The 15,523-nt window shown below is 69.2% G+C and carries 16 protein-coding genes; 9 read left to right on the top strand and 7 right to left on the bottom strand.

Going from position 1 to position 15,523, the window contains the following annotated elements; all coding sequences use genetic code 11:
• Positions 1–57: 57 nt before the first annotated feature.
• The 3 genes from xerD to queG all read right to left on the bottom strand — a co-directional run bounded on the left by xerD (position 58) and on the right by queG (position 2,764).
• Entirely contained in the window at positions 58–1,008 is a 951-nt protein-coding gene (gene xerD / locus WS64_RS14565) for a site-specific tyrosine recombinase XerD (protein ID WP_060966736.1), read from the bottom strand.
• Positions 1,005–1,475 carry a methylated-DNA--[protein]-cysteine S-methyltransferase gene (locus WS64_RS14560; RefSeq protein WP_059578402.1) on the bottom strand — a complete coding sequence of 157 codons (471 nt, stop codon included), beginning with the start codon at positions 1,473–1,475 and terminating at the stop codon, positions 1,005–1,007. The genes xerD and WS64_RS14560 overlap by 4 nt, the downstream gene beginning before the upstream one ends.
• Positions 1,476–1,540: 65 nt before the next feature.
• The gene (queG, locus tag WS64_RS14555) at positions 1,541–2,764 is read right to left on the bottom strand and encodes a tRNA epoxyqueuosine(34) reductase QueG (RefSeq protein ID WP_060966735.1); all 1,224 of its coding nucleotides are present in this window, start codon (positions 2,762–2,764) and stop codon (positions 1,541–1,543) included.
• A gap of 17 nt (positions 2,765–2,781) precedes the next feature.
• Here queG and tsaE point away from each other — a divergent pair, with 17 nt between their 5' ends.
• On the top strand, positions 2,782–3,333 hold the full coding sequence (gene tsaE / locus WS64_RS14550) for a tRNA (adenosine(37)-N6)-threonylcarbamoyltransferase complex ATPase subunit type 1 TsaE (RefSeq protein WP_059578407.1): 552 nt from the start codon (positions 2,782–2,784) through the stop codon (positions 3,331–3,333).
• Positions 3,315–4,841 (top strand): N-acetylmuramoyl-L-alanine amidase, encoded by a 1,527-nt coding sequence (locus WS64_RS14545; protein ID WP_059644831.1) that lies wholly within the window; start codon positions 3,315–3,317, stop codon positions 4,839–4,841. Before tsaE ends, WS64_RS14545 begins: the two co-directional genes overlap by 19 nt.
• A gap of 45 nt (positions 4,842–4,886) precedes the next feature.
• On the opposite strand, the gene WS64_RS14540 is transcribed toward WS64_RS14545, so the two are convergent.
• Positions 4,887–5,768, bottom strand: coding sequence for an EamA family transporter (locus WS64_RS14540; protein WP_179231749.1), 882 nt, complete (start codon positions 5,766–5,768; stop codon positions 4,887–4,889).
• A 257-nt stretch (positions 5,769–6,025) separates the two neighbouring features.
• On the opposite strand from WS64_RS14540, the gene WS64_RS14530 reads away from it, so the two are divergent.
• Together WS64_RS14530 and trxA are read left to right on the top strand one after the other, a co-directional pair.
• On the top strand, positions 6,026–6,907 hold the full coding sequence (locus WS64_RS14530; protein ID WP_059578417.1) for a pirin family protein: 882 nt from the start codon (positions 6,026–6,028) through the stop codon (positions 6,905–6,907).
• A gap of 52 nt (positions 6,908–6,959) precedes the next feature.
• Positions 6,960–7,808: a thioredoxin gene (gene trxA / locus WS64_RS14525; protein WP_059578420.1), complete on the top strand. Its 849-nt coding sequence runs from the start codon at positions 6,960–6,962 to the stop codon at positions 7,806–7,808.
• A 108-nt stretch (positions 7,809–7,916) separates the two neighbouring features.
• On the opposite strand, the gene WS64_RS14520 is transcribed toward trxA, so the two are convergent.
• On the bottom strand, positions 7,917–8,774 hold the full coding sequence (locus tag WS64_RS14520; RefSeq protein ID WP_059644822.1) for a tRNA threonylcarbamoyladenosine dehydratase: 858 nt from the start codon (positions 8,772–8,774) through the stop codon (positions 7,917–7,919).
• Positions 8,775–8,902: 128 nt separating this feature from the next.
• On the opposite strand from WS64_RS14520, the gene pdxH reads away from it, so the two are divergent.
• The 3 genes from pdxH (at position 8,903) to WS64_RS14505 (ending at position 12,211) form a co-directional block, all read left to right on the top strand.
• Positions 8,903–9,547 (top strand): pyridoxamine 5'-phosphate oxidase, encoded by a 645-nt coding sequence (pdxH, locus tag WS64_RS14515; protein WP_059644820.1) that lies wholly within the window; start codon positions 8,903–8,905, stop codon positions 9,545–9,547.
• 121 nt (positions 9,548–9,668) lie between these two features.
• Entirely contained in the window at positions 9,669–10,889 is a 1,221-nt protein-coding gene (locus tag WS64_RS14510; RefSeq protein WP_059609116.1) for an SAM-dependent methyltransferase, read from the top strand.
• 23 nt (positions 10,890–10,912) lie between these two features.
• Entirely contained in the window at positions 10,913–12,211 is a 1,299-nt protein-coding gene (locus WS64_RS14505) for a DUF72 domain-containing protein (protein ID WP_060966733.1), read from the top strand.
• A 22-nt stretch (positions 12,212–12,233) separates the two neighbouring features.
• On the opposite strand, the gene msrA is transcribed toward WS64_RS14505, so the two are convergent.
• Together msrA and WS64_RS35240 are read right to left on the bottom strand one after the other, a co-directional pair.
• Positions 12,234–12,794 carry a peptide-methionine (S)-S-oxide reductase MsrA gene (gene msrA / locus WS64_RS14500; RefSeq protein ID WP_060966732.1) on the bottom strand — a complete coding sequence of 187 codons (561 nt, stop codon included), beginning with the start codon at positions 12,792–12,794 and terminating at the stop codon, positions 12,234–12,236.
• Between the two features lie 216 nt (positions 12,795–13,010).
• The gene (locus WS64_RS35240) at positions 13,011–13,244 is read right to left on the bottom strand and encodes a hypothetical protein (protein ID WP_244166556.1); all 234 of its coding nucleotides are present in this window, start codon (positions 13,242–13,244) and stop codon (positions 13,011–13,013) included.
• Between the two features lie 112 nt (positions 13,245–13,356).
• Here WS64_RS35240 and WS64_RS14490 point away from each other — a divergent pair, with 112 nt between their 5' ends.
• A complete protein-coding gene (locus WS64_RS14490; protein ID WP_060966731.1) occupies positions 13,357–14,763 on the top strand; it encodes a selenium-binding protein SBP56-related protein in 1,407 nt (468 codons plus the stop codon).
• Positions 14,760–15,425: a hypothetical protein gene (locus tag WS64_RS14485; protein WP_059644809.1), complete on the top strand. Its 666-nt coding sequence runs from the start codon at positions 14,760–14,762 to the stop codon at positions 15,423–15,425. Before WS64_RS14490 ends, WS64_RS14485 begins: the two co-directional genes overlap by 4 nt.
• The last annotated feature ends 98 nt before the right edge of the window (positions 15,426–15,523 follow it).

Genomic DNA, 15,523 nt, shown 5'->3' with positions numbered 1-15,523 from the left:
CGCGCATCGCGGGTTCGGGTCGCAGCCCGCGCCGCGCGAATGCACGCGCGTCGCGCATCACCCGCGCGGGTGGTGCTCCGCATGCAGCGTCTTCAGCCGCTCGCGCGCGACGTGCGTATAGATCTGCGTGGTCGAGATGTCGCTGTGGCCGAGCAGCAATTGCACGACGCGCAGGTCGGCGCCGTGGTTCAGCAGGTGCGTCGCGAACGCGTGCCGCAGCGTGTGCGGCGACAGGTGCGCGCGCACGTCGGCCTGCTGCGCGTGACGCTTGATGATGTTCCAGAACTGCTGGCGCGTCATCCCGTCGCCGCGCGCGGTCACGAACAGCGCGTCGGCCGCGCGCGCGCCGAGCAATGCCGGCCGCGCGTCGCGCAGGTAGCGTTCGATCCAGCCGTGCGCGACTTCGCCGAACGGCACGAGCCGCTCCTTCGAGCCCTTGCCCATCACCCGCACGACGCCTTCGTTGAGGCCGACCTCGACCGTCTTCAGCGTCACGAGTTCGCTCACGCGCAGCCCGCTCGCGTACATCAGCTCGAGCATCGTGCGATCGCGCAGGCCGAGCGGCGTGCCGATGTCCGGCGCGCCGAGCAGCGCCTCGACCTGCGCCTCCGACAACGTCGACGGGAACCGCGCGCCCTGTTTCGCGGACGTGATCCGCAGCGTCGGGTCGGCGCTCGCGCGATGCTCGCGCACGGCCCAGCCGTAATAGCGACGGAACACGGACAGCCGCCGGTTCGACGACGTCGCCTTGCCGTCGCTGCGTGCGGCGATGTAGCCCGTCACCATCGCCTCGTCGGCCGCGTCGAGCGGCGCGTCGTGCGTCGCGGCCAGCCACCGGGAAAACAGCACCAGATCGCGCCGGTACGCGTCGAGCGTGTTGCGCGCGAGCCCGTGTTCGAGCCACAGCGCATCGCAGAACACGTCGATCGACGCGCGGCTCGCGAGCAGCGCGGGCGATGCCGCGACGGCATCGTCGTCGGCCGCGGGGGAAATCATCGGTTCGCTCATCGGTATGGCACGCCCTCGTGCGCGAGCAGCCAGCGCTTCACTCGCTGGTAATAGCCGTTGTCGTCGTGGTTCGCGAACCCGCCGAGGCCGCCCGCCGCGACGACGCGATGGCACGGAATCACGAGCGGGAAGTAGTTCGCGCCGCACGCCTGGCCGACCGCGCGCGGCGCGCTGCCGATCCGCTTCGCGACCTGGCCGTAGGTCAGCACCGTCCCGGGCGGGATGTCGCTGATCACGTCCCACACGCGATGCTGGAATGCGCTGCCGACGTCGGCGAGCGGCAGGTCGAAGCGCGCGGACGCGCGCTCGAAATAACGTTCGATCTGCTGGACCGCGCGCTTCGCGAGCGCCGAATCCGGTTCGACCGCCTTCATCGACTCGGGCAGATAGACGATCTCGCGCACCACCGCGGCATCCGTGCGGATGCCGACCTTGCCGAACGGCGCGTCGATCACTGCGTTGAACATTGCCTTCTCCTGACCGGGGGATGCGCGCGGCCCTGCCCGCGCGCCGACGACACTTTACGCCGCCTTCACGCGGCTCGCAGCGCCCATTCGACATGCTCGCGCACGACCGGCGACGGATCGTCGGCCCGCGCGCGCAGCGCGGCGACAATCGCGTCGCGCGCCGCCGGCGAGAGCCGGTCCGCGCCCGCGCGCAGCGCATTGCCGAGCCCGACCGCGAGATTGCGCAGCCAGCTTTCGTAGCCGATGCGCCGGATCGCGCTGCCCTGCATCCGCGTATCGAACGTGTCCGCGTCCCACGCGAACAGCTCGACGAGCGTCGCGCGGTCGAGGCCGTGCCGCACGTCGAAATCGGCGACGGGCGCGGCCTGCGCGAACTTGTTCCACGGACACACGAGCTGGCAGTCGTCGCAGCCGTACACGCGATTGCCGATCATCGGCCGCAGCGGCTCGGGGATGCTGCCTTTCAGTTCGATCGTCAGGTACGAGATGCAGCGGCGCGCATCGACGCGGTACGGCTCGACGATCGCGCCGGTCGGGCATGCGTCGATACAGCGCGTGCAACTGCCGCAGTGCGCGCCGGGCGTCTCGGGCGCGGTGTCGGGCGACGTGCGCGCGTCGGTCGGCAGCGGCAGGTCGACGTAGATCTCGCCGAGAAAGAACAGCGAGCCGGCATCGCGCTGCAGCAGCAGCGTGTGCTTGCCGCGCCAGCCGACCCCGGCCTTCTGCGCGAGCTCCACTTCGAGCACCGGCGCCGAATCGGTGAACACGCGGTAGCCGAACCCGCCGATCTCGTGCTCGATGCGCTCCGCGAGCGTCTGCAGCCGGTTGCGCAGCACCTTGTGATAGTCGCGGCCGCGTGCATAGATCGACACGACGGCCGCCTGCGGATCGTCGAGCCGTGCGCGTTCGCGCGCGCGCCAATCGTGCGGCACGAGCGCGCCGGGCTCGTCGTCAGCGAGCGTTTGGGCCGGTAAATAGGCGAGCCGCACGGAGATCACGCGTCGCGTACCGGCCACAAGTTCGGCCGGCCGCGCGCGTTTCATCCCATGTTTCGCCATATAATCCATTTCGCCGTGGTAACCGGCTTCCAGCCAGGCGGCGAGGCCCGCTTCGGCATCCGAGAGATCGGTGTCGCTGATGCCGATCGCCCCGAAACCCAATTCGCGCCCCCACGCCCTGATGCGAGCGGCGAGCGCAGTCAACACCGCATCGTCGAGCGCGCACGGCGCCGCGCCTTCGGCACGAGTCGAAGGCCTGTCGGATGCGGCGCGTTCCGGTAGTCGGTTCATCGCACTATTTTACGAGAATGCCAGCCACGCCCAGCCAACCGCCTCACGCCATGCTGCCCGCCCCGCTCGCGGAGCGCGTGATCGCGCTCGCCGACGAAGCGGCGACCGAGGCCTTCGGCACCCGCTTCGCGCACGCGCTCGACGCCGCGCGCATCGCGCTCGACCGCGCCCACGCGTTCGACGGGCTGCAGATCCAGCTGGTCGGCGATCTCGGCGCGGGCAAGACGACCCTCGTGCGCGCGATCCTGCGCGGCCTCGGCCACCAGGGGCGCGTGCGCAGCCCGACCTATACGCTCGTCGAGCCGTACGCGCTCGAACGCAGCGACGGGGAACTCGAGGTCTATCACTTCGATCTGTATCGATTCAACGATCCGGCCGAATGGTCGGACGCAGGCTTTCGCGAATATTTCAATTCCAGCGCGATCTGCCTCGTCGAATGGCCGCAACAGGCGGGCGCCCTGCTCGGCGTGCCCGATCTGGTTTTCTCGCTCGACGTGGACGGCGACGGCCGCGTCCTCACCGTCCGGGCGTACAGCGCTTCAGGAAACGCATGTCTCGAAAGATGTTGATCAAACCGTTCCGCTCGATCGAATCGGCGGCCACCGCGACGCACAACTGGCGCCGCCGTCAGATCCTGCGCGCGGGGGCGTCGACGCTGGTGCTCGGTCTCGTCGCGCCGCGGCTCGCGCACGCGTCGTCGGTGCTCGGCGTGCGCGTGTGGCCCGCACGCGATTACACGCGCGTCACGATCGAATCCGACCAGCCGCTGCAGAATAGCCAACAACTGCTGCAGGGCCCCGACCGTCTCGTCGTCGACCTGAGCGGCCTCGATCTCGACCAGGCGCTGCGCGACCTCGTCTCGAAGATCGCGCCGAACGATCCGCAGATCCAGTCGGTGCGCGTCGGCCAGTATCAGCCGCACGTCGTGCGGATGGTGTTCGACCTGAAAGGCTCGGTGAAGCCGCAGGTGTTCACGCTGCCGCCCGTCGGCACGTACAAGTACCGGCTCGTGTTCGACCTGTACCCGGCCGTCGCGCCCGATCCGCTGTCCGACCTGATCGCGCAGACGGAACGCAAGGAACAGGCGCTCAACGACACCGCGCGCGCGCAGCAGATGCAGCCGCCGTCCACGCTGGCCGGCCCGGGCACCCCGCCGCCCGCCGCCGGCGACAACAGCGACGCATTCTTCCAGCGTTTCGCACAGAACACGCCGGCCGCGCCGCACACGCCGCCGGCCGCCGGCACGCCGTCGGCGCCCGCGAAGCCGGCCGTCAAGCCGCCGCCCGTCATCGCGCGCCGCGACGACAGCGACGACGACGGCGACACCTACAAGTTCACCGCGCCGAAATCGGGCAAGGGCGGCACCGTGCGCCTGCTGACGGTCGCGATCGACCCGGGCCACGGCGGCGAGGATCCGGGCGCGATCGGCGGCAACGGCACGTACGAGAAGCACATCGCGCTCGACATCGCGAAGAAGCTGCGCGCGAAGATCGACGCCGCACCGAACATGCGCGCGATGATGACGCGCGACGCCGATTTCTTCGTGCCGCTGAACGTGCGCGTGCAGAAGGCGCGCCGCGTCGGCGCGGATCTGTTCGTGTCGATCCACGCGGACGCGTTCACGACGCCGTCCGCGCGCGGCTCGTCGGTGTTCGCGCTGTCCGACCACGGCGCATCGAGCGCCGCCGCGCGCTGGCTCGCGAACAAGGAAAACTCGTCCGACCTGATCGGCGGCATCAACATCAAGACCCAGGACGCGGCAGTCAGCCGCGCGCTGTTCGACATGTCGACGACCGCGCAGATCCGCGATTCGCTGCGCTACGGCAACTACGTGCTGAAGGAAGTGGGCGGCATCAACAAGCTGCACAAGGGCTCGGTCGAGCAGGCCGGGTTCGCGGTGCTGAAGGCGCCCGACATCCCGTCGATCCTCGTCGAGACCGCGTTCATCAGCAACCCGGACGAAGAGCGCCGGCTCAACGACGACAGCTATCGCGACGAGATGGCAGACGCGATCTTCCGCGGCATCAAGCGCTACTTCGCCGCGAATCCGCCGCTCGCGAAGAGCCGGATGGCCTGAGCGCCATCCGTTCCCTGCCGCCGGCACGCGGCGCGTGCCGGCGCGTCACGACGATGCCGCGAAGCGGCTCAGCAGTTTCCCGCCGAACACGTTCACCGCGAGCCCGCCCATCACGAGCGCGGCGCCGATCAGCTGCGCTTGCGTCAGATGCTCGTCGAGCAGCAACGCCGACGACGCGAGCCCGACGATCGGCACCAGCAGCGAGAACTGCGCGACCTGCGCGGCCGGATAGCGCGACAGCAGGCGGCTCCACAGCCCGTAGCCGAGCAGCGTCGCGACGAACGCCAGATAGACGACCGCGAAGATCGACGCGCCGTCGAGCCCGGCGAGCGCGGTCGCGATCCGCCGCGGCCCCTCGAACCACAGCGACAGCAGGAAGAACGGCACGGGCGGCACGAGGCTCGCCCACACGACGAGCGACACGAGGTTCGCCTTCCCGACCTTCTTCGTGACGATATTGCCGAAGGCCCACATCGCGGCCGAGCAGATCGTCAGCAGGAAGCCCGCGAGCGTCATCGCACGGCCGCCCTGCGCGGCGATCACGACGAGGCCGCCCGCGGCGATCGCGAGCCCGATCAGGTTCTGCACGCGCAGCCGCTCGCCGAGGAACAGCATCGCGAACACCAGCGTGAAGAACGCCTGCGACTGCAGCACGAGCGACGCGAGGCCGGCCGGCATGCCGACGTACATGCCGGTGAACAGGAACACGAACTGGCCAAGCTGGATCGTCGCGCCGTACAGCACCAGCAGCCGCCACGAAATCTGCGGCCGGCGCACGAAGAACACCGCGGGCACGGCCGCGAGCGTGAAGCGCAGCGCGCCGAGCAGCATCGGCGGCATGCCGTGCAGGCCGACCTTGATCACGACGAAGTTCACGCCCCACGCCAGAATCACGACCAGCGCGAGCAGCAGATCCTTCGGGGCCATCATCGGCGTCTCCTCGATTGTCGAATCGTCGTTGTGAAGCCGGTCAGTCTACCGGGTTTCGCCGCCGCGCCGGATACCCGCGCGGCGCGCATGGAATCGGCAGCGGGCGCAGCGGCTGGCGCGACGCGGTGGACACCGCACGATGCGTGCCCGCCGCGGCCGCATCGCGCCGCGCGCGTTTCGTGCAGCCCGTCACGCGCGCCGCCGTGCCGCCAGTACAATGACCGGCAATCCAGCCGTTCCCCACGAGGCCCGCCATGACCGACTCGATCAAAGCCTTGCTGAAGCCGCACGTGCGCGACATCGGCAACCTGCAGGTGCGCCGCACGCTGCCCGCGCTCGCCGCACGCCTCGTCGGCCCGTTCATCTTCTTCGATCACATGGGGCCCGCGATGCTGCCGGCCGGCACGGGGCTCGACGTGCGCCCGCATCCGCACATCGGGCTCGCGACGGTCACCTACCTGTTCGACGGCGCGATCCTGCACCGCGACAGCCTCGGCTCGCGGCAGGAAATCGTGCCGGGCGACGTGAACTGGATGACGGCCGGCCGAGGGATCGTCCACTCGGAGCGCACGCCCGACGCGCAACGCGCGAGCGGCCACACCGTGCACGGGATCCAGACCTGGGTCGCGCTGCCGAAAGCGCACGAGACGACCGAGCCGTCGTTCGAGCACCACGCGGCCGACACGCTGCCCAAGCGGGACGAAGACGGCGTGGCGCTGACGGTGATCGCCGGCGACGCGTTCGGGCTGCGCTCGCCCGTGACGACGTTCTCGCGCACGCTGTACGTCGCGGCCGAATTCGCGGCCGGCGGCCGGCTCGAACTCGATGCGTCGCACGAGGAGCGCGCGGTCTACGTGGTCGACGGCGAGCTCGCGATCGACGGCGCGCCGGTGCCGGCCGAACGGATGGCCGTGCTCGCGCCGGGCGCGAGCGTCACGCTGACGAGCGGCAGCGGCGCGCGCGCGATGCTGCTCGGCGGCGACCGGATGGACGGCGAACGCTTCATCGAGTGGAATTTCGTCGCGAGCAGCCGCGACGCGATCGAACGCGCGAAAGCGGCGTGGACGCGCCAGGAGATGGGCAAGGTGCCCGGCGAGACCGAATGGATTGCGCTGCCCGAAGCGAAGCCGCGTTGAAAAAGCGGCGCACCGCCCCCACCCTGACGATATTCGAACGGAAGAGAACGCCATGGACACCACGCTTGCCACATTCGAGAAAGACGTCATCGAGGCGTCGCTGGACACGCCCGTGCTGGTCGACTTCTGGGCGCCGTGGTGCGGCCCCTGCAAGACGCTCGGCCCGCTGCTGGAAAAGCTCGAAGCCGACTACGCAGGCCGCTGGAAGCTCGTGAAGGTCAACGTCGACGAGAACCAGGAGCTCGCCGCGCACTTCCAGACGCGCAGCATCCCGCACGTGATCGCGTTCGCCGACGGGCGGCCGGTCGACCAGTTCGTCGGCGTGCTGCCCGAAGGGCAGTTGCGCGCGTTCCTCGACCGGCTGCTGCCGGCCCCCGAGGAAGCCGAACGCCGCGCCGCGCAGTACGCGATGGCCGAACAGCGCTTCGACGATGCGCGCGCGCACCTCGAAGCGGCGCTCGCGCTGAACCCCGGCTACGACGACGCGCGCCTCGACCTGATCGAGCTACTGCTCGCGCGCAACGAAGTCGATGCCGCACGCGCGGAGACCGAGCGCCTGTCGCCGCAAACCGTGCAGAACGGCGACCCGCGCTACCAGGCGATCAAGACCCGTTTCGACGCGCTCGACGCCACGGCCGACCTGCCGCCAACCGACGCGCTCGAGGCGCGCATCGCGGCGAACCCGGCCGATCTCGATGCGCGCTTCGACCTCGCGCAGAGCCTGATCGCGCGGCGCGCGTACGAAGGGGCGCTGGAGCAGTTGCTGGAAATCGTGACGCGCGATCGCGCGTACGGCGACGATCTCGGCCGCCGCACGATGATCTCGGTGTTCGAACTGGCCGGCGATCGCCCCGACCTCGTCGCCGCGTGGCGACGCAAGCTGAGCATGGCGCTCAACTGACCCGACGCGCGACCGGCCGGGCCGCCACGGCCCGGCCGCATCGGCCTATCGCTCGCGGCACGTCGCCCGCGCCGCGGCATCGTCCTTGCGTGCCCGCGCGCCGCACGCTCAGCCGGCCGCCCGTGCCGCGATCGCCCGCAGCGCATGCGCGGCCGCCGCGAAACCGAAGCTCGCGGTCACGCACACGCTCGAACCGAAGCCCGCACAGTTGAGCCCCGCGACATGCGCGGCCGCGGACGGCTCGGCGCCGTCCTCGATGTCGCAGGCCGCCGCTTCCGGATAGATCAGCGGCTCGTCCGAATACACGGCGCTGACCTTGAAGCGCGCCTTCGGCCCGCGCGGAAAGCCGTGCTGCTTGCGCAGCTGCGCGCGGACCTTCGACAGCAGCGGATCCTGAATCGTCAGCGCGAGATCGTCGATGCGGATGCGCGTCGGGTCGAGCTGCCCGCCCGCGCCGCCGACGACGATCAACGGCTGCCGTTTCGCGACGCACCACGCGATCAGCGCGACCTTCGTGCGCACGCTGTCGATCGCATCGATCACGTAGTCGAAGCCGCCGCCGAGCAGCGCGTCGAAATTGTCGGACTCGACGAAATCTTCGACGCGGTTCACGCGGCATGCGGGATCGATCAGCGCGATGCGCTCGGCCATCGCGTCGACCTTCGGCTTGCCGTAATTGCCGTCGAGCGCATGGATCTGCCGGTTCGTGTTGCTTTCCGCGACGTTGTCGAGATCGATCAGCGTCAACGTGCCGACCGCGTTGCGCGCGAGCGCCTCGGCCACCCACGACCCGACGCCGCCGATTCCGATCACCGCGACGTGCGCCCGCTCGAACGCGGCGGCCGCCGGCGCGCCGTACAGGCGCGCGACGCCGCCGAAACGCCGCGCGCGATCCACGTCAAGCTGGATTTCCGGGGTCGGGGTAAGATCGGAAGAACTGGGCGGGGCGGCGTCGGCGGCGGACATGGCAGCAAGGAAAACGTAAGTCGTGCAGCCCTCTATTCTGCCTGAACTCCCCGCTCGCACGCGCTACCGTGCACGCACGATTCTCGCGCGTTCGCTATACTGGCCCCAGATTGAAGCGTTTGCATAACATGACGACTCTCGCCGATCTTCGGATCAACTATTCGCGCGCTTCGCTCGACGAAGCCGATGCCGCCCCCGACCCCTTCGCCCAGTTCGATCGCTGGTTCAAGGAGGCGCTCGCCGCCAAGCTGCCCGAGCCGAACACGATGACGCTCGCGACCGTCGGCGCCGACGGCCGGCCGTCGGCCCGGATCGTGCTCATCAAGGGCGTCGACGAACGCGGGTTCGTCTTCTTCACCAATTACGAAAGCCGCAAGGGGCACGATCTGGCCGTGCATCCGCACGCCGCGCTGCTGTTCTACTGGATCGAGCTCGAGCGCCAGGTACGCATCGAAGGGCGGATCGAGAAAACCAGCGCGGAAGAAAGCGACCGCTATTTCGCGTCGCGCCCGCTCGGCTCGCGCATCGGCGCGTGGGCGTCGGACCAGAGCACCGTGATCGACAGCCGCGCGACGCTCGAAGCGCGCGAAAAGGCCGTCGGCGAACGCTATGGCGACAACCCGCCGCGCCCGCCGCACTGGGGCGGCTATCGCCTCGTGCCCGACGCGATCGAGTTCTGGCAGGGGCGCCCGTCGCGGCTGCACGACCGCCTGCTCTATACGCGCGACACCGCGGCGGCGTCGGGCTGGACGATCTCGCGCCTGTCGCCGTAAGCGCGGCGCCGGCGCATGCCGGTCGTGTTCCGGGTTGCATCCGGGCGCCCGCGCCGCACGCGGCGGGCGCCGGTCAAGATACTTGGCTGTATTCGATTCAACGAACAAACGGAGAATCCAAATGTTCTGGGAAAAGAAGCTGGCACAGTGGGCGGACGAAGTACGGGCGAAAGCGAACATACCGGCGCGCCTCGTGCTGTGGAACGGCGATCAACTCGATTTCGGCACCTTCAGCGCGCCGCAGGTCACGCTGAAGGTGAACAGCGCGTCGGCGCTGCCGCTGCTGCTCGAACCGAGCCTCGACAATCTCGGCGAGGCATACGTGAAGGGCAAGATCGACATCGAAGGCAAGCTGTCGGACATCATCAACATCGGCTACTCGCTCGCGCGCAGCACCGTGACGAGCGCGAGCAAGCTCGCACGCGTGAAGCGCTACTTCAATCACACGAAGAGCACCGACAAGAAAGCGATTCAGTACCACTACGACGTCTCGAACGAGTTCTACAAGCTGTGGCTCGACGAGAACATGGTGTACTCGTGCGCGTACTTCGAGAACGGCGACGAGGATCTCGCCACCGCGCAGATCAAGAAGATCGACCACATCCTGACGAAGATCCAGCTGCAGCCCGGCCAGCGCCTGCTCGACATCGGCTGCGGCTGGGGCGCGCTCGTGTTGCGCGCCGCGCAGAAGTTCGGCGCGACGTGTCTCGGCGTGACGCTGTCGCAGAACCAGTTCGACCTCGCGACCGCGCGCGTGAAGGCGGCGGGGCTGGAAGACAGGATCGAGATTCGTCTGCAGGATTACCGCGAGATCGAAGGCCAGTTCGACCGCATCACGAGCGTCGGGATGTTCGAGCACGTCGGGCGCAAGAACCTGCCGCTCTATTTCTCGCGCATCCGCGAGCTGCTGACCGACGACGGCATCGCGATGAACCACGGGATCACGTCGACCGACGCGGAAAGCGGCGAAACCGCGCTCGGCGGCGGCGAATTCATCGACCGCTACGTGTTCCCCGACGGCGAGCTCCCGCACATCAGCCTCGCGCTCGAAGCGGCGCAGCGCGGCGGGCTCGAGGCGGTTGACGTCGAAAGCCTGCGCCGGCACTATGCGCGCACGCTCGACATCTGGACGGAAAACTTCGAGGCGAAAGCCGAGGAAGCGCGAAAGCTCGTCGACGACGAAAAATTCCGCATCTGGCGCGTGTATCTCGCCGGCTGCGCGTATGCTTTCGAGCACGACGACGTGTCGATCTTCCAGATCGTGTGCCGCAAGGCCGGGCGCAGCGCGAAAACGCTGCCGTGGTCGCGGCGCTATATGTACGAACACGCGCTGCCGCGCTAGGCGGCGCATCACGCTGGGCATGCATGGGTGACGGCAGGGCGCGGCGCAGGGCGCCGCCGCAACGACAGCGGCACGACGACGCCGACGAGTCGCACGCCGACGGACAGTTCGACCTGTTCGGCGTGCCGACGGACGCCGCACGCACGTCGCCGTTGGACGGCGACCGCTCCGTCAGCCCCGACGAGCCCGTGACGCCGGACGCAGCGAAAGACCCTCGACCGGCGCCGCCCGCCCGTACGACCGCCCGCCCCGCCGCCGAAGACGCCCCCGCCCCGTCGTCCGGCCTGCTGTGGGACGAACCGCCGTCGGCGGTCGCCCCGCCAAAGAAAGGCCGCCGCAAGCGCGGCGTGCTGCCCGCGCCGATCTCGGCGGACGTTGCCGAAGTCGCGGCCGGCCTGCCGCCGAACGTGCGGCTCGGCACGTCGTCGTGGTATTTCCCCGGCTGGAACGGCATCGTCTACGACGGCGACTTCGCGCAGACGAAGTTGTCGCGCGAAGGGCTCGAAGCGTATGGCACGCATCCGCTGCTGAAAAGCGTGAGCCTCGACCGGTCGTTCTACGGCCCGCTGTCGGTGGCCGATTATCTGCGCTACGCGCAGCAGGTGCCCGACGATTTCCGCTTCGTCGTGAAGGCGCCGGCCGCGGTGACCGACGCGGTGATCCGCGGCCGGCGCGGCGAACCGTCCGGGCCGAACCCGACGTTCCTCGATGCGCCGCTCGCGACCCGCGAATTCGTCCAGCCGTGCCTCGACGGGCTCGGCCGGAAAGCCGGCGTGCTCGTGTTCCAGTTCTCGCCGCTGCCCGATCAGCTGCTCGCGCAGCCGGCCGCGCTGATCGACCGGCTCGCCGCGTTCTTCGCGGCGCTGCCGCCGTTGCCGCCGGACGCCGACGGCACGCGCTATGCAATCGAGATCCGCGACGCGAGCCTGCTCACGCCGCGCTTCATCCGCGCACTGGCCGCGCTCGGCGTGCGCTACTGCGTCGGCCTGCACGCGCGGATGCCCGACCCGCTGCGCCAGGCCGCCGCGCTCGCGCTGCTCGACGGCGACGCGCCGGGCCCGCTGATCGTGCGCTGGAGCCTGCACGGCGGCTTCAAGTACGAGCAGGCGAAAGCGAAATACGAGCCGTTCGACAAGCTCGTCGACGAGGATCCGGCCACGCGCTCGGCGCTCGCCGAACTGGCCGCGCGCTACGCGCTGGCCGGGCAGCCGGTGATCATCACGATCAACAACAAGGCGGAAGGCTCGGCGCCGCTGTCATGCCTCGCGCTCGCACGCGAAATCGCCGCCGCGTGCGCGCAGTGGCGCAACGAGGCGGCGTGACGCCGGTTGCCGCGGCCGACGCTCAGGCGCCGCGCAGCGACTTCAGCCGGTGCGAGAACTTCTGCCGGAATTTCGCGAGCTTCGGCCCGATCACGACCGAGCAATAGCCCTGCCCCGGGTTGCGCGCGTAATAGTTCTGATGATAGTCCTCGGCCGGCCAGTAGTTGCCGTCGAGCGGCACGACCTGCGTGACGATCGGCTGGCCGAACACCTGTTCGCGCTCGAGCTCGCGGATCACGTCGAGCGCCGTATCGCGCTGCGCATCCGAGTGCGTGAACACGACCGACCGGTATTGCGTGCCGACGTCGTTGCCCTGCCGGTTCAACTGGGTCGGATCGTGCGTCGCGAAGAAAATCTCGAGGATCTCGCGATAACGGATGCGCGCCGGGTCGAACGTCACGTTGACGACTTCCGCGTGGCCCGTGTCGCCTTCGCAGATGTCGCGATAGCCCGGATTGCGCGTATGGCCGCCCGCGTAACCCGACTGGACGGCCGTCACGCCGTCGACGTCGAGAAACACGGCCTCCGTGCACCAGAAACACCCGCCTCCGAGCGTCGCGGTTTCAAGCATTTCGTTCCCCATGAAATCAGCCTCTCGTGAATGATGGCAGCCGGCACACGCGTGCCGGCTGCCACGGTTTCGCATCGCCGCTGCCAGCCCGCGGTGCGGGTCGCAGCGGCACTCCGGCAAGTATCTCACTCGCGCGCGAAACTGGCAGATCGGCCAGGCGTCGCACGCGACCGGCAGCGTATTTCTCGTCTACACTAGGCACGCGCACGCGGCGGTCAACCCGCCGCGTCAACCCAGCGTCCGATGCATGCCCGACCCCGATGCCAACACCATCTGCCGGAACATCGATATGCACGCCTTAACAGACATCGCCTGCGTCGCGGCCCCGCTCGCCGCTACGTCAATCGCACCTTCGCGGTGGCGCGTGCCCGTTTCACGGAGCGCGCCGCGCGGCAACCCGTCGCCTTTTCCCGCTTTCACGACCTGATGCACGGCATCGCGCGCGTCGCCGACGCGTTGCATTCGCCTGCCGCTCGCTCCGCCGGCATGATGCGCGCCGCGCGGCCACCGCAGTCCGCACGTCCGCAACGAACGGCCGTGCGTCCACGATCCGACACCTTCGAGAGACACCACCATGAGCATGCGGCCTGACCCGACGTTTCACGCTTCGCCCGAGCTTGCGATGCAGGCGCCGGCGGAAGAGTTTGCCTATACGTTGTTGCTGAGCCCCGATTTTTCCAGACCCGACGCGCTCGCCGTGATCGACGTGAAGCCCGGTTCGTCGACGTACGGCAAGATCGTGCATACGGTGACGATGCCGAACACCGGCGACGAGTTTCACCATTTCGGCTGGAATGCGTGTTCGTCGTCGCTGTCGCCGCTCACCGGCCATGCGTTCCTCGAGCGCCGCTTCCTGATCATCCCCGGCCTGCGCTCGTCGCGCATCTACGTGATCGACACGAAGCCGCATCCGACGCAGGCGCGCATCCACAAGATCATCGAGCCCGGCGAGATCTTCGCGAAAACCGGCTATTCGCGGCCGCACACCGTGCATTGCGGCCCCGAGGGCATCTACGTGAGCACGCTCGGCGGGGCGGGCAAGGACGGCACCGACGGCGCGCCCGGCATCTTCATCATGGATTGCGAAACCTTCGACGTGCTCGGCCGCTGGGAAATCGACCGCGGCCCGCAGGACAAGCACTACGACTTCTGGTGGAACCTGCCGCGCGACTACATGGTGTCGAGCGAATGGGCGCTGCCGCCGCAATTCGAGAACGGGATCGTCCCCGAGGATCTGCTCGCGAACAAGTACGGGCACCGGCTGCATTTCTGGGACCTGCGCGCGCGACGCAACGTGCAGACGATCGATCTCGGCGCGCAGCACCAGATGGCGCTCGAGGTACGGCCCGCGCACGACCCGGTGCGCGAGTACGGATTCGTCGGCGTCGTGGTCGATACGACCAATCTCGAGGGCTCGATCTGGACCTGGTGGCGCGAAGGCGGCAAATTCCATGTGAAGAAGACCGCGACGATCCCGGCCGAGCCGGCGGCGGCCGACGCGCTGCCGCCGCTGCTGCAAGGATTCGGCGCGGTGCCGCCGCTCGTGACCGACATTGACCTGTCGCTGGACGACCGCTTCCTGTACGTGTCGTGCTGGGGCACCGGAGAGATGCGCCAGTACGACGTGTCGGACCCGCACCACCCGGTGCTCGCCGGGTCGGTGCGCATCGGCGGCATCGCGCGCCGTGCGCCGCACTCGAACGGCCGCACGTTCGCGGGCGGCCCGCAGATGGTCGAGATCAGCCGCGACGGCCGGCGCGTGTACTGGACCAACTCGCTCTATTCGACGTGGGACGACCAGTTCTATCCGGACGGCGTGCCGGCCGCGCAGGTGCTCGCGCACGCGGGGCCGGACGGCGGGCTGACACTCGCCGACGACTACTGGGTCGAATTCCCCGACGGCTATCGCGCGCACCAGATCCGGCTCGAAGGCGGCGACTGCTCGACCGACTCGTTCTGCTATCCGTCGGTCAAGCGTTGAGCGCCGGGCTTCATGCGCCGTTCGCGCTGTGGGCGGCCGTGCTCGCGAGCGGCGTCTATCACGGGCTCAACCCGGCGATGGGCTGGCCGCTCGCGGTGTCGAACGCGCTGATGACGCGCCGCGGCGGCGCGCTCGTCGCGGCGCTCGGCTATCTCGCGATCGGTCATGCGCTCGCCGTCTTCGCGGTGATGCTGCCGTTCGGGCTGCTCGCCGCACTGCTCGCGTGGCAGACGGCGATCCGCGTCGGCGCGAGCGCGCTCGTGATCGGCTTCGGCGCGGTGCTACTGATCCGGCGCCGGCATCCGCGGGCGCTCGCGCGGATTCCGCCGGCGCGGCTCGGCCTGTGGTCGTTCGCGGTCGCGCTCGCGCACGGCGCGGGGCTGATGCTCGTGCCGATCTACCTCGGCCTCTGCGGGCTCGACCGCGATGCCGGCCACCGCGCGGCGGCGATGCTCGTCGATGCGCATCTCGGGATGGCGCTCGTCGTCGCGGCCGTGCACGCAGCCGCGATGATCGCCGCCGGCGGCGGGCTCGCATGGCTCGTGTACCGCTATCTCGGGCTGAAGTTCGTGTCGCGGAGCTGGTTCAATCTCGACACGGTGTGGGCGTCGAGCCTGATCGTGACAGGGGCGCTGTCGCTCGGGCTGGCGGCGGCGCGATAGCGCGGATCGCGGTCGCGCTGCGATGCCCGGCAGCGCAATCCGGCGCCGGGACGAACGGCCGCACCGTCAAAAAGCGTGACGGAACGGCGATGCCGGCC

It is taken from the genome of Burkholderia anthina (assembly GCF_001547525.1).
Lineage (GTDB): Bacteria > Pseudomonadota > Gammaproteobacteria > Burkholderiales > Burkholderiaceae > Burkholderia > Burkholderia semiarida.
This window is presented reverse-complemented; position numbering and strand designations above follow the sequence as displayed.

What these genes read in the sequence shown, in the direction of transcription:
- WS64_RS14510 (WP_059609116.1), top strand. Translation starts at nt 9,669, where the DNA reads ATGTTCTGGGAAAAGAAGCTGGCACAGTGGGCGGACGAAGTACGGGCG.
- WS64_RS14545 (WP_059644831.1), top strand. Translation starts at nt 3,315, where the DNA reads ATGTCTCGAAAGATGTTGATCAAACCGTTCCGCTCGATCGAATCGGCG.
- WS64_RS14560 (WP_059578402.1), bottom strand. Translation starts at nt 1,475, where the DNA reads ATGTTCAACGCAGTGATCGACGCGCCGTTCGGCAAGGTCGGCATCCGC.
- pdxH (WP_059644820.1), top strand. Translation starts at nt 8,903, where the DNA reads ATGACGACTCTCGCCGATCTTCGGATCAACTATTCGCGCGCTTCGCTC.
- queG (WP_060966735.1), bottom strand. Translation starts at nt 2,764, where the DNA reads ATGAACCGACTACCGGAACGCGCCGCATCCGACAGGCCTTCGACTCGT.
- WS64_RS14490 (WP_060966731.1), top strand. Translation starts at nt 13,357, where the DNA reads ATGAGCATGCGGCCTGACCCGACGTTTCACGCTTCGCCCGAGCTTGCG.
- tsaE (WP_059578407.1), top strand. Translation starts at nt 2,782, where the DNA reads ATGCCAGCCACGCCCAGCCAACCGCCTCACGCCATGCTGCCCGCCCCG.
- WS64_RS14505 (WP_060966733.1), top strand. Translation starts at nt 10,913, where the DNA reads ATGGGTGACGGCAGGGCGCGGCGCAGGGCGCCGCCGCAACGACAGCGG.
- WS64_RS14540 (WP_179231749.1), bottom strand. Translation starts at nt 5,768, where the DNA reads ATGGCCCCGAAGGATCTGCTGCTCGCGCTGGTCGTGATTCTGGCGTGG.
- WS64_RS35240 (WP_244166556.1), bottom strand. Translation starts at nt 13,244, where the DNA reads ATGCAACGCGTCGGCGACGCGCGCGATGCCGTGCATCAGGTCGTGAAA.
- WS64_RS14520 (WP_059644822.1), bottom strand. Translation starts at nt 8,774, where the DNA reads ATGTCCGCCGCCGACGCCGCCCCGCCCAGTTCTTCCGATCTTACCCCG.
- xerD (WP_060966736.1), bottom strand. Translation starts at nt 1,008, where the DNA reads ATGAGCGAACCGATGATTTCCCCCGCGGCCGACGACGATGCCGTCGCG.
- msrA (WP_060966732.1), bottom strand. Translation starts at nt 12,794, where the DNA reads ATGGGGAACGAAATGCTTGAAACCGCGACGCTCGGAGGCGGGTGTTTC.
- WS64_RS14530 (WP_059578417.1), top strand. Translation starts at nt 6,026, where the DNA reads ATGACCGACTCGATCAAAGCCTTGCTGAAGCCGCACGTGCGCGACATC.
- trxA (WP_059578420.1), top strand. Translation starts at nt 6,960, where the DNA reads ATGGACACCACGCTTGCCACATTCGAGAAAGACGTCATCGAGGCGTCG.